The sequence below is a fragment of the Nocardia asiatica NBRC 100129 genome (assembly GCF_000308415.1).
GTDB classification, from domain to species: Bacteria; Actinomycetota; Actinomycetes; order Mycobacteriales; family Mycobacteriaceae; genus Nocardia; species Nocardia asiatica.
This window is the reverse complement of record NZ_BAFS01000241.1, coordinates 1-12,516: the sequence shown is the minus strand read 5'-3', so window position 1 is coordinate 12,516 and position 12,516 is coordinate 1. Positions and strand designations below refer to the sequence as shown.

Sequence of the window (12,516 nt, the reverse complement as noted above, 5' to 3'; positions counted from 1 at the left end):
TAGATCTCGGAAAACTGAAAGCAGGGTCTCAGTCCGCTCTCAGCCGCCATGGCCAACCTGGTCGGGACTGAGCAGAAACGAGGAGTCCATGACCGAGGATTCGAAGGATCGCCGGGAGCCGGGTCCGATGGACGGCGGACCCGGGCACCAGCCGACCGAGCAGATCCGCGGCGCGGCGCCCGACGCGCGACCGGCGGGTGCGCCCGGTCAGGCGCCGCACGGCGGCGTGCCCGGGCCCGCGTACGGTTACGGCCCGCAGCACACCGCGCCGCAGTATCCGCCGCAGCGCGGATACCCGGCGGCGTTCGGCCCGCCGCCGGGCTCCACGCCGCCGCACGCTCCGGCCCACGGCGCACCGACCGCCGCGGCCCGGCGCCCGTTCCGCGCCGGCCTCGCCGTCGGAGCCGTCGCGCTCGCGCTGGTCAGTGGCGGTATCGGTGGTGCGGTCGGTGCCCTGGTCACGCACGGCGACGACGGGCGAGCTCCGGTGACCAACGCGTTGGACGCGCCGAAGCCGAACGTCAGCAACGCCGTGAACGCTCCGGCCGGCTCCACCCAGGCGGTCGCCCAGAAAGTGCTGCCCAGCGTGGTGATGATCAAGGTGGCCAGCAGCAAGGCCGAAGGCGAGGGCTCCGGGGTGGTGCTCTCCTCCGACGGCCTGATCCTGACCAACAATCACGTGGCCGCCGGCGGCGGGCCGGGCGCCAAGATGGAGGTCGTGTTCTCCGACGGCAGCAGTGCGCCCGCGACGCTGGTCGGCGCCGATCCGGTCTCCGACCTGGCGGTCATCAAGGTGTCCGGGAAAACCGGCCTGACCCCGATCGAGCTGGGCGCCTCGTCGAATCTCCAGGTCGGCCAGCCGGTCGTGGCGATCGGGTCGCCGCTGGGGCTGGCGGGCACGGTCACCACGGGCATCGTGTCGGCGCTGAACCGTCCCGTCGTGACCTCCGGCGACGGCAGCGAGCCCGGTCCCGCGGTCAGTCCGGTGATCGACGCGATCCAGACGGACGCCGCGATCAACCCCGGCAACTCCGGCGGCGCCCTTGTGGACGGCAACGGGAAGCTCATCGGCATCAACACCGCCATCGCGACACTCGGGCCCACCGAGATGGCGGGCGGCCAGACCGGGTCGATCGGGCTGGGCTTCGCGATCCCCGTCGATCAGGCGCGCCGGGTGGCCGACGAGTTGATCAAGACCGGCAAGGCCACCTACGCCCAGATCGGAATCACCGTGTCGCGTCAGCAGGACCCGGCGCAGCAGATTTCCGGCGCGAAGGTCCGCGACGTGACGGCGGACGGGCCCGCGGCGCGCGCGGGCATTCCGCCGGGCGCGGTGGTGACGAAGCTCGACGACCGCCCGATCGATTCGGGGAACGCGCTCGTCGCGGCGGTCCGCTCACACCAACCGGGAGACAAGGTGAAAGTCACCTACACCGATGACCAAGGCAACAACGCCAAGACCGTCGAAGTGACCCTCTCCGGCGCGCCCGCGGACGGCGGCCGGTGATGCGCGCGGTTCCCGCCGGGCGGCCCCGGCTGATCGACGTCGACGCCGACGTTCTCGGCGCGGCCGCGGAGTTGCTCGACGCAGGCGCTACGGTGAGCAGCATGGAAATCGATGCTCCTGTGGCGGGGCGTGCTCTGGTGGTGGTCGTCGACGATCGAACGGCGCATGGAGGTGTTGACTCGCTCGGTCCACTGGTCACCGAGCTGCTCACCGAGGCGGGTTTCCTCGTGGACGCGTCGGTGTCGGTGCAGGCCGACGAGGTGGAGATCCGCAATGCGCTCAACACCGCGGTGATCGGCGGCGTCGACCTGGTGATCTCCGTCGGTGGCACGGGCATGTCCCCGCGTGACGTGACGCCGGAGGCCACCTCGCAGGTGCTCGACCGCGAGTTGCCGGGAATCAGCGAGGCCCTTCGGTCCTCCGGCCGGGTGGCCGGGTCGCTGGACGCGGGACTGTCCCGCGGGGTGGCGGGCGTGTCCGGCAGCACCCTGGTGGTCAACCTGCCCGGCACCAGGTCCGCCATCCGGGACGGCATGGCGACCCTCGGTCCGCTGGCCAGCCGGGTGATCGGTGAACTCTCCGGATTGGTCGAATAATCACCACCCCCCCTTCCGCCGAGAACCCTCGCCCGGCCGCGCGCCGGGCGAGGGATTCCGCGCGCCTGGCGAAGATCTTCGGTGACACCCTGCCCGAGACCACCGGCGACGAGCGCGACGACCGTGAGGACCACCGGTCCGGCGACGACTGGCTGCGCGCCCAGGTGCCTCCGCATCACGGCTGAGCCGATATCTACGTAGTAGCTACGTACTAGGGTCCACCCTGCTTCGTTATCTCCCGGTGATCGTTTCCGCCTGAAAGTAACTCGGGCGAGATCGTTACGGCCCTGTCCCGTACCTGGTCCATGGCGCTCCTGTGCCGATCGCGCACACGTCCCTCGCGCTCCGGCTGTAGCGAACCTGCATTTATGCACGTCAAGCCATATTCAAATGTGCGCAACTGTGATGTGGGTCACCTTGAACTTTACGAAACGTCGCGTTGCAAACCTCGTTATGGAACGTTTAATCTCCCCATCGAGCCAATCGACGAATGGACCCCACAGGCCCAGGTTTCGGCAGATAGCGGCCGTTCGGCGGAACTCGGCTCGGTTCCGTCGTCCGCAAGTTGCGCCGAAATAACAGCCGGTTACACATCGGCAACAAAGGAGCATCACACTGAGCTGGGCCTGAGAGGACCACTGTCCAGCCTCGATGGTCGAGGTTGACTTGTTTGAACCTGATGAGGGGAAGTATGAGCGAGAACCGCACCAAAGGTCTGCGCCGCGGTGCCCGCGTCGCGGGCATAGGCGCTGCCGCGGCTGTTGCCATGGGCCTGCTTTCGACCGGTGCTGCCAATGCCGATACCTTCGTGCCGTTGCCGGACGGCCAGAAGGTTGGGCCTGGCGTGACGATCACCCGGAACGGAGAGCGGGCCCTGATCTCACCGTCGTTGGCCGCCAACGGCGCCGGGCGCGTGGTCTGGGTATCGGGCAACGCGATTGCCGACGTCACCGTCACCCCGGAGGGTGAGATCGGACCGAACAACGGGCCGACCGGAAACCCCGGAACCAACAACTCCTCGACGCACGGTGCGTCGCAGCTGAGCACCGGCTACATCGTCGGCTGCCAGATCAGCATCGCCGATGACGCGATCTCCGCCGGTGTGTCGGGCAGCGTGAACCTCAGCGGCGCCAGCGCGGGTGGCTCGATCGGTATCAACCTGGGCCCGGGTGAGGTCAAGTTCGTTCAGATCGATTACAAGGACATCCTCAAGCCCGGTGTGTACTCCGTCGAGTACCAGGATGCCGAGATCCAGGTTCAGGGCTGTGCGGGTTACGCGCAGGCGCGTTCGTACACGGTCGTCGAGATCATCGGCGACCACTACTCGAAGACCACCCTCTACGGGATGCCGTTCAGCATCGGCTGACGTCTGTCGAATTCAACGAACCATCCTCCCGCTGAAGCGGATCCGACCCTCGAGGGATATCAACCATGATCAACCGTAAGAACCTGGCGCGGATGGCCGGTGTCGGCGCCGCTGCCACCATCGTCATGGGCCTGTTCTCCACCGGTGCGGCCAATGCCGACACCTTCGTTCCGCTGCCGGGCGGCGAGCTGACCAAGACGCTGTCGGACGGCACCGTCGTGACCATCCGCCTCGTCGGTGAGTCGGCCAACATCAGTCCGTCCATGGGTGCCACGCCGTTGCACCGCAACGCGTGGGTCTCGGGTAGCGCGCAGGTCGAGTTGTCCGGTGCGGCCGGTGGCAAGATCTTCCCGGGCTACACCGTGGGTTGCCAGGTGAACATCGCCGGTGGCGGCGCCACCGGCGGTGTCGACGGCAATGTGGACTGGAGCGACGGGCAGAACGTCACCGGCGGAGTCGGGGCCAACAGCGGCGGTAACCTGTCGTTGGGCCCGGGCCAGGCGAAGTCGTTCTATGTGCTCGATCTCGAGCAGGCCGACGACTACGGCAACGAGTCGCACAAGACGCGTAATGCCTTCCGGGGCACGAGCGGTTCGGTGACGTGGTCCGACGAGACCATCGGCCTGAACGGTTGCGCGGGCTACGCGCAGGCGCGTGCTTTCGTGAGCGTCGAGGTCGAAACCGACAATGTCATCACCTGGGTGACGTTGTGGGGACAGCCTTTCAGCCTCGGCTGAGTGAACGGCGGGTGAAAAACCCGTAGCCGGCAACGAAATGGACCCTCGCTGTGCGACGGGTCCATTTCGTCATGAATTCACCTGCGTTGCCAAAACCTGCTGATCTTAGTCGGCGTACGCCGAGTTCCGAGACTATTTGCCCGAATTTCCCGAAAAGTCCGGTTGATACCGAATAGCATTGTTTCGTCCGAGATCGCTCGATGACGCGATGGTCGGCGGATCGTTTGATGGACACCACATTCCAGCACACGCGCCGTCGGCTTTGGAGGGACACGCCCGCCTCGACACCATGGGGCGGACGGATGCAACCTGATGAGGAAAAAGATGAGCAAGTACCGCACCAACGGTCTGTCTCGAGGCGTCCGCGTCGCGGGCGCCGCCGCCGTAGCGGCCGTAGCCACCGGTCTGTTGTCGACCGGCGCCGCAAATGCCGATGTCTTCGTGCCGTTGCCGGACGGTCACAAGGCCGGTCCTGGCGTGAACATCGCCCGCACGGGCGAGCGCGCCCTGATCTCCCCCTCTCTCGCCGCGAACGGTGCCGGCCGTGTCGTGTGGGTGTCGGGGAACGCCATCGCCGATGTCGCCGTCACTCCCGAGGGGGAGATCGGACCGAACAACGGTCCGACCGGAAACCCCGGAACCAATAATTCGTCCACCCACGGTGCTTCGCAGTTGAACACCGGTTATATCGTCGGCTGTCAGGTGAGTATCGCCGACGACGCGATTTCCGCCGGTGTCTCCGGCAGTGTGAACCTCGAGGGCGCGAGCGCCGGAGGTTCGATCGGTATCAACCTCGGTCCGGGTGAGGTCAAGTTCGTTCAGATCGATTACAAGGACATCCTGAAGCCGGGTGTGTACTCGGTGGAGTATCAGGATGCGGAGATCCAGATCCAGGGCTGTGCGGGTTACGCGCAGGCGCGTTCGTACACGGTCGTCGAGATCATCGGGGATCACTACTCGAAGACCACCCTCTACGGGATGCCGTTCAGCATCGGCTGACACTGGTCGGATCCGTCAAACCTTTTTTCGCTGAAGCGAATTCGATTCTCTAGGGGAATACCATCATGTTCGATCGTAAGAAACTGGCGCGCGCGGCCGGCCTGTGCGCGTCCGCGGCAATCGCTGTGGGACTGCTCTCGACCGGTGCGGCCAACGCCGACACTTTCGTTCCGCTGCCGGGCGGCGAGCTGGTCAAGACGCTGTCGGACGGCACTGTCGTGACCGTTCGCTTGGTCGGTGAGTCGGCGACCATCAGTCCGTCCATGGGTGCGACGCCGTTGCATCGGAATGCGTGGGTCTCGGGTAGCGCGCAGGTCGAGTTGTCCGGTGCGGCCGGTGGCAAGATCTTCCCGGGCTACACCGTGGGTTGCCAGGTGAACATCGCCGGTGGCGGCGCCACCGGCGGTGTCGACGGCAATGTGGACTGGAGCGACGGGCAGAACGTCACCGGCGGAGTCGGGGCCAACAGCGGCGGTAACCTGTCGTTGGGCCCGGGTCAGGCGAAGTCGTTCTATGTGCTCGATCTGGAGCAGGCCGACGACTTCGGCAACGAGTCGCACAAGACGCGTAATGCCTTCCGGGGCACCAGCGGTTCGGTGACGTGGTCCGACGAGACCATCGGCCTGAACGGTTGCGCGGGCTACGCGCAGGCGCGTGCTTTCGTGAGCGTCGAGGTCGAAACCGACAATGTCATCACCTGGGTGACGTTGTGGGGAGCGCCGTTCAGCCTCGGCTGATCGCGATTACCCACTCGCACAACGCGTACGGGCCTGTCGCCATCACGACAGGCCCGTTTCGCGTTGCCCACGGCGGAGCCGGATAGATCCCTGCGCCTCGGCCCGCATTGGTGTCCCTCGACAGCAGACCGGGCCTGATTCAGCTCCTCCGAATCGGTAGCCGCGGGTGTCGTCGCGTCCGAAGCGCTTCTTCGGCATGGCGCGACACCGGCGCCGACGACCAGCAGCCGACCGCTTCCGGCGGGTCAGTGGAAGACGACGGTGAGCGCGGTGCGCAGTGACGCCCCGGCCACGGCGGCGGCGTGCTCGGCATCCATCGCGACCAAGACCACTCGGTCCGCGGCTGCCCGCCCCTCGGCCGCGCCGGAGACCAGGATGACGGCGGCGTCGGTGGCCAGCGTGCGGACCGGACGGGTTCCGGGCCCGCTCGCGTCTTCCGCGCCGATCACATCGACGCGATCGCCGGCCCGCAGAATGTCGGCGACCGCCGTGTCGGCCAGGCGGATCGGCACGATCCGCGCCTCGCGCGCGCCGGTCGCCGCCGCGGCCAAGCGTGGACCGACGACGCGCAGGTCGGTGAACATCTCGCCCTGGCGCACGGCGCCGGTCAGTGTGGCGCCGACGAGAGCGGCGGGATCGGTGACCGCGCCCTCGGGAAGCGTGCCCGCCTCGCGCGGTACGGAACGCAGGTCACCTGCCTCCAGGAGCCGTCCGGGCGGGAGGTCTCGGCCCGCGACGACGACCGGCGTGCGGGCGGTGTCCGGGTCACCCCGGAGGAAGAGGAAGGCCGCGAGCGCGGCGAGAGCGGCGGCGAGCAGCCGCCGGGCCAGCGCGATGTCGGCCCAGGGCGGTCGCTGCCAACCGGCAGGATGCCAGCCGCCGCGGCCGAAGCGGGCGAGTGCACGAGTCATGGCCGGATCCTATGGCCGGACGCGCTCTCACCCGGCCCGGCTCACGGGGGGCTGTGGATAGCGTACTGGCTGTTGAAAACCGTCGAATCAGCTGGCCACGGCCGTGCTGGCGGAGGCGGTGGACCCGCTCGACGACCCGGAGTCCGACGACGAACTCGAACTGCTGCTCTCGGACTTGGCGGGCTCGCTGGCGGTGGAGGAGCCACCGCGGCTGTCGGTGCGGTAGAAACCGCTGCCCTTGAAGACGATGCCGACCGAGTTGAACAGCTTGCGCAGCTTCCCGGAGCACTCCGAGCACACGCTCAGCGCCTCGTCGGAGAACGACTGAACAATGTCGAAGCGGTTGTCACACTGGGTGCACGCATACGAGTAAGTAGGCACAGGATCCTCCGCGGTGTTCGTCGATCTGGCACTCTACAGCCGACAGTGCCAACACCGCCAATCGGTGTTTCATTCCCCAGGGTAATCGTCGCCCAGTCGCCGCAAGCCACCGCGCGGCGTGAGCGCCCAGCCCATGCGGAGATCGTGCGGTTCCTCGGGAAGCCGGTCGAGTAGCTCCTCGTCCCGCACCACCGCGACGAGCCGGGCGTCCGGCCGGGCGGCGGGCAGCGTGCGGTCGTAATAGCCCGCGCCGCGGCCCAGCCGCACTCCGCGGCGGTCCACCGCCAGGGCGGGGACCAGGATCAGCTCGGCCCGGGCGACGGTCTCCGGCGGCAGTACGGCCCCCACCGGCTCCAGCAGTCCGTAGCGGGCCCGGCGCACGGCGTCCGCGCCGGTGTACTCCGCCCAGCTCAGTGGCCCCGGCGGACCGGTGACGGGCAGCAGCACGCGTGCGCCGTCGGCGCGCAACGCGTCCAACATGGCCGTCGATCCCGGTTCGCCCGCGACCGGCACATACGCGCAGACCCACCCGCGCGCGTCCAACGTGTGGACGGCGCCGGCCAGGGCGGACGCGTCTTCCTCGCGCTCGGTGGCGCTCATCACACGCCGGCGCGCGATCAGTTCCGTGCGCCATGCATGTTTATCGCGCTCGCCGGGCATCCCCACAGTGATCACCATAGGCTCACCCCGGTACCGGGTCGGCGCGACGCCGACCCGGCGGCGTGATGGATGGATAGGGTATGCGTATGACAGCAAAGTCCGGAAAGCCCGGTGACACGGCGGTGTCGTGCTTCCGCACGGCCGTGGTGCCCGCGGCCGGGCTCGGGACGCGGTTCCTGCCCGCGACCAAGACGGTGCCCAAAGAACTTCTTCCCGTAGTGGACACCCCCGGCATCGAGCTGGTCGCCGCCGAGGCGGCGGGCTCCGGCGCCGAGCGGCTGGTGATCGTCACGTCTCCGGGCAAGGACGGCGTGGTCGCGCACTTCGTCGAGGACCTGGTGCTGGAGAGCACGCTGGCCGAGCGCGGCAAGTTCAAGCTGCTCGAGAAGGTGCGCAAGGCGCCGGGCCTGCTCGACGTCACCTCGGTGGTGCAGGAGGAGCCGCTCGGTCTCGGGCACGCGGTGGCCCAGGCCGAGCAGGCGCTCGACGACGACGAGGACGCCATCGCCGTCCTGCTGCCCGACGACCTCGTGCTGCCTCGCGGGGTGCTCGACGTGATGAGCCGGGTGCGCCGCAAGCGCGGCGGGACGGTGCTGTGCGCCATCGACGTCCCCAAGGACGAGGTCAGCGCGTACGGCGTGTTCGACGTGGCTCCGGTGCCGGACGCGGTGAACCCGAATGTGCTGCGCGTCAAAGGAATGGTGGAGAAGCCCGCGCTCGCCGACGCGCCGTCGACGTTCGCGGCCGCGGGCCGGTACCTGCTCGACCGCGCGATCTTCGACGCACTGCGCCGCATCGAGCCCGGCGCGGGCGGCGAACTGCAGCTCACCGACGCCGTCGCCCTGCTGATCGCCGAGGGACATCCGGTTCATGTGGTGGTGCACCGTGGGTCGCGCCACGATTTGGGCAACCCGGGCGGTTATCTTCGTGCTGCGGTCGATTTCGCACTGGAACGAGAGGAATACGGCCCCGCCCTGCGCGAGTGGCTGCAGCACCGCCTCGGTCCGGACTGGGATCCGCAGCTGACGACCGACGACTGACGGACCAGGCCGGGGGTTTCGCCGAGACCGGACCGTCGGGTACGAATGATGGTTCACCGCGGTGCGCGCGAATGCGCTTGCGCCGCGGCGCGATCGCGTGCCCGCGCAGGCGAGGTCGGATGGAGTGCGGAGAGGATCAGGAAGGGCTGGATGCGCTCGGTTGAGGATCAGCAGATCAAGGTGACCGCCGCGGCAGTCGCGCCCCGGCCGGTCCGAGTCGCGATTTCCGAGGCCCAGGGCCTGCTGTGCGCCGAGGACGTGGTCACCGAACGTCCGTTGCCCGGCTTCGACCAGGCGGCCATCGACGGCTACGCCGTGCGGAGTGTCGATGTCGCCTCGGCCGGGGCCGACATCCGGGACGAGGCGGGCGATCTGGTCGATCTCACCCTCCCCGTGGTCGGCGAGGTGGTGGCCGGTTCGCGTCAGCCGATCCGCTTGCAGCCGCGCCAGACCGTCCGGGTGGACACCGGCGCCCCGATGCCCACCCTCGCCGACGCGGTGCTCCCGCTGGACTTCACCGACGGCGGGCGGGTCAGGATCAAGGTGTACGAGCCGGTGCGCTCCGGCGACTACGTCCGGCGGATCGGCGACGACGTCCAGCCGGGCGATGTCGCGGTGCGCGCGGGCACCATCATCGGCGCCGCGCAAGTGGGGCTGCTCGCCGCCGTCGGCCAAGACAAGGTGCTGGTGCACCCGCGTCCGCGACTATCGGTGCTCTCCGTGGGCGGAGAGCTGATCGATATCGACCGCACACCCGGCCCCGGCCAGGTCTACGACGTGAACTCCTACGCGCTGGCCGCGGCCGCGCGGGACGCGGGCGCGGACGTGAACCGCGTCGGCATCGTCAGCTCCGATCCGCGCCGGTTGCGTGACGCGGTCGAGGGGCAGTTGGTGCGCTCCGAGGTGGTCGTCATCGCGGGCGCGGTCGGCGGCTGGGCCTCCGAGCAGGTCCGGGAGGCGCTCGAAGGGCTCGGCGAGCTCGAGATCACCCGTGTGGCCATGCATCCCGGCTCGGTGCAGGGGTTCGGGCGGCTCGGCCGCGACGAGGTGCCGACGTTCCTGCTGCCGTCCAATCCGGTCGGGGCACTGGTGGTATTCGAGGTGATGGTGCGGCCGCTGATCCGAATCGCGTTGGGGCGCAGGCATCCCATGCGCCGGATCATCAGCGCCCGCACGATCACGCCGATCAGTTCCATGGCCGGGCGCAAGGGCTATCTGCGCGCGCAGCTCATGCGGGACGAAGCGACCGGCGAATACCTCGTACAGCCGCTCGGCGGCGGGAACTCGTCCTCGCACCTGCTCGCCACGCTCGCCGAGGCGAACAGCCTGATCGTGATCGACCCGGACGACACCGAGATCCGCACCGGTGACGAAGTCCAGGTCGCCTTCCTCGCGCAGCGCGGTTGAGACGTGGACGCGATGAACGTCTTCCGGGTCACGCAGCATCCGGGGTGGCCGGCGCGACTCGGCCCGGTTCGGGTGGCGGCCGGGCAGGTGACCTTGCGTCCGGTGCGGCTGCGGGACGCGGCGGCGTGGAGCCGGATCCGGTTGCGCGACCGCGCGCATCTCGAGCCGTGGGAGCCGACCGGGCGCGGGACGTGGGAGGCGCGCAACCATGCCTCCAACTGGCCCTCGCTGTGGTCGAGTCTGAAGGCCGAGGCCCGGCGCGGCGCGATGATCCCGCTCGTGATCGAAGTGGACGGCGCGTTCAGCGGGCAGTTGACCGTCGGCAATATCGTGCGCGGCGCACTGCGTTCGGCCTGGATCGGCTACTGGGTGGCCAAGGACCTCAGTGGGCAGGGGGTCGCGACGGCCGCGTTGGCGCTCGGCGTCGACCACTGCTTCGGACCGGTGGGTCTGCACCGGATCGAGGCCACCGTGCGACCGGAGAACCTGGCCAGCCAAGCGGTGCTGCGGAATGTCGGTTTCCGGGAGGAGGGGCTGCTGCGGCGCTACCTCGACGTGGACGGCGCCTGGCGGGATCACCTGCTGGTCGGCATGACCGTCGAGGAGCTGGCCGGGACGGTCCTGGACCGGCTGGTGCGAGAGGGGCGCGTCACCCTGCAGTAGAACCGGCCACCGAACGGCGGTGGCGTTGGTGGAAATGTGACAGGTGTGGCGGATGAGCACGGCGCGCCTGCCGGAACTTGGTGCTACCCGGAATTAGCCTACGGACGTCGGTGGTGCGTCTTGCGTCATCGGCAGGGAGCCTGCGAGGGGACCGGCGTCCACGCCGCTGCGCGGACGGGAGCCGGCCGAGCGCGGGGCGTGTGACGCGCCGCTCGCGGGCCGAGCCGCACAAATCCTGGCGGGACGGAGGTGCTGACGCGATGCCGAATTCGATCCTGTGGATCGGGCTCGTCGTGCTCTGGGTCTTCGTCCTGTTCCCGATCCTCGCCGACCGCCACCCGAGAATCCGCCGGACCACCGACGCCGCGCTGGCGACCAGAGTCCTGCACCGCGGCGGAGGCAAACGACGTCTCCGGAAAGGCCCGGCCGGCGGGCACGAAACCGATCCGAACTGGCGGCCCCGTGGGCGACACGATGGACGCCGCGTACCGAGAAAGTATTCCCACAGCGATGATGCGGAGGACCGGATGACGACACCGGCCGACGAACCCGTCACCGAGACCGACGAGGAGAACCCGCTCGCGGCCGACGACGCCGCGGCATCCGACATCGCTGACGCCGAAACGGACGACGCCGAGGTCGAGGACCGCGCGCCCGCCGCACCGGACGACGACGAGTCGGCAGGCGACGACGAAGCCGCCGAAGTCGCTGCGAAGATCGACGCGGAGACCGATGATGACGGCGTGGGCGCACACCACCCCGAGCCGGTCGCGGCCAGAATCCCGCCTGCGCGCTCCACCGTGCCCGCCCGCATGGACTACGACGACTACGACGATTACGACGACGCCGACGCGATGGAACCGGAGTTCGTCCCCACCCGCCGTGGCCGCGGCGGCTACGACCCCGAGGCCGACGCCATCGCCCGCGCCGCCCGCTACACCTTCCGGCAGCGCGCCGTGCTCGGCCTGCTGCTGACCGCCGTCCTCGCCGGCGGCCTCGCCCTAATGGTCACGCCGCTGCTGTGGTGGGTCTGCGGCCTGGCCGCCACCGTCTTGGTGACCTACCTGGCCTACCTGCGCAAGCAAGTGCGGATGGAGGAGGAGATCCGCCGAAGGCGCTCCGCCCGCCTCAACCGCGGCCAGCTGGGGGACACCGACCCACGTGCGGGGCGTCACGGCGGCGCCCCGCACGGCGCCATGGACCGCGACACCGCCCGCGCCCTGCGCCGCCGCTCCACCCTGGTCGAGCTCGACGACGAAGACCCCATGTTCGCCCACCTCGACCCCTTCGACCCCGCCACCGCCCGCGCCCTGCGCACCCGCACCCGCGGCGACATACGCCGCGCCGCCGGCGCGTAGTTCGCATCGGTTTCCCCAGCTCACGGCACCGATTCGGAGTCTGGGGCGATGGCCTGATACAGTGTCACAGCGCGGTTCCCCGGAGCCGCACGGGGCTATAGCGCAGTTGGTAGCGCGTCTCGTTCGCATCGAGAAGGTCAGGGGTTCGATTCCC

At 69.1% G+C, this 12,516-nt stretch carries 13 protein-coding genes; 10 read left to right on the top strand and 3 right to left on the bottom strand.

Annotated elements, in window-relative coordinates:
- The first annotated feature begins 88 nt into the window (after positions 1-88).
- The 6 genes from ON27_RS23740 to ON27_RS23715 all read left to right on the top strand — a co-directional run bounded on the left by ON27_RS23740 (position 89) and on the right by ON27_RS23715 (position 5,942).
- The gene (locus ON27_RS23740; RefSeq protein WP_245560074.1) at positions 89-1,507 is read left to right on the top strand and encodes a trypsin-like peptidase domain-containing protein; all 1,419 of its coding nucleotides are present in this window, start codon (positions 89-91) and stop codon (positions 1,505-1,507) included.
- Between the two features lie 101 nt (positions 1,508-1,608).
- On the top strand, positions 1,609-2,103 hold the full coding sequence (locus tag ON27_RS23735) for a MogA/MoaB family molybdenum cofactor biosynthesis protein (protein ID WP_195044576.1): 495 nt from the start codon (positions 1,609-1,611) through the stop codon (positions 2,101-2,103).
- A 691-nt stretch (positions 2,104-2,794) separates the two neighbouring features.
- Positions 2,795-3,469 (top strand): MspA family porin, encoded by a 675-nt coding sequence (locus tag ON27_RS23730; RefSeq protein WP_043732024.1) that lies wholly within the window; start codon positions 2,795-2,797, stop codon positions 3,467-3,469.
- 65 nt (positions 3,470-3,534) lie between these two features.
- Positions 3,535-4,206, top strand: coding sequence for an MspA family porin (locus tag ON27_RS23725; RefSeq protein ID WP_043732022.1), 672 nt, complete (start codon positions 3,535-3,537; stop codon positions 4,204-4,206).
- Between the two features lie 324 nt (positions 4,207-4,530).
- On the top strand, positions 4,531-5,205 hold the full coding sequence (locus ON27_RS23720) for an MspA family porin (protein WP_043732031.1): 675 nt from the start codon (positions 4,531-4,533) through the stop codon (positions 5,203-5,205).
- A gap of 65 nt (positions 5,206-5,270) precedes the next feature.
- Positions 5,271-5,942, top strand: a complete 672-nt coding sequence (locus ON27_RS23715; RefSeq protein WP_043732021.1) for an MspA family porin — start codon at positions 5,271-5,273, stop codon at positions 5,940-5,942.
- Between the two features lie 245 nt (positions 5,943-6,187).
- Here the strand turns inward: ON27_RS23715 and ON27_RS23710 are convergent, their stop codons facing one another.
- The 3 genes from ON27_RS23710 to ON27_RS23705 all read right to left on the bottom strand — a co-directional run bounded on the left by ON27_RS23710 (position 6,188) and on the right by ON27_RS23705 (position 7,912).
- On the bottom strand, positions 6,188-6,853 hold the full coding sequence (locus ON27_RS23710; RefSeq protein ID WP_043732019.1) for an SAF domain-containing protein: 666 nt from the start codon (positions 6,851-6,853) through the stop codon (positions 6,188-6,190).
- Positions 6,854-6,940: 87 nt separating this feature from the next.
- On the bottom strand, positions 6,941-7,234 hold the full coding sequence (locus ON27_RS41465) for an FmdB family zinc ribbon protein (protein WP_083887765.1): 294 nt from the start codon (positions 7,232-7,234) through the stop codon (positions 6,941-6,943).
- Positions 7,235-7,303: 69 nt separating this feature from the next.
- Entirely contained in the window at positions 7,304-7,912 is a 609-nt protein-coding gene (locus ON27_RS23705; protein ID WP_083887764.1) for a 5-formyltetrahydrofolate cyclo-ligase, read from the bottom strand.
- A 68-nt stretch (positions 7,913-7,980) separates the two neighbouring features.
- Between ON27_RS23705 and ON27_RS23700 the strand changes: the two genes are divergently transcribed.
- The 4 genes from ON27_RS23700 (at position 7,981) to sepX (ending at position 12,362) form a co-directional block, all read left to right on the top strand.
- A complete protein-coding gene (locus ON27_RS23700) occupies positions 7,981-8,934 on the top strand; it encodes a UTP--glucose-1-phosphate uridylyltransferase (RefSeq protein ID WP_043732018.1) in 954 nt (317 codons plus the stop codon).
- A 150-nt stretch (positions 8,935-9,084) separates the two neighbouring features.
- Positions 9,085-10,341: a molybdotransferase-like divisome protein Glp gene (gene glp / locus ON27_RS23695; protein WP_043732016.1), complete on the top strand. Its 1,257-nt coding sequence runs from the start codon at positions 9,085-9,087 to the stop codon at positions 10,339-10,341.
- Between the two features lie 12 nt (positions 10,342-10,353).
- On the top strand, positions 10,354-11,004 hold the full coding sequence (locus ON27_RS23690) for a GNAT family N-acetyltransferase (protein WP_043732026.1): 651 nt from the start codon (positions 10,354-10,356) through the stop codon (positions 11,002-11,004).
- A 260-nt stretch (positions 11,005-11,264) separates the two neighbouring features.
- A complete protein-coding gene (gene sepX, locus ON27_RS23685) occupies positions 11,265-12,362 on the top strand; it encodes a divisome protein SepX/GlpR (protein WP_043732013.1) in 1,098 nt (365 codons plus the stop codon).
- The last annotated feature ends 154 nt before the right edge of the window (positions 12,363-12,516 follow it).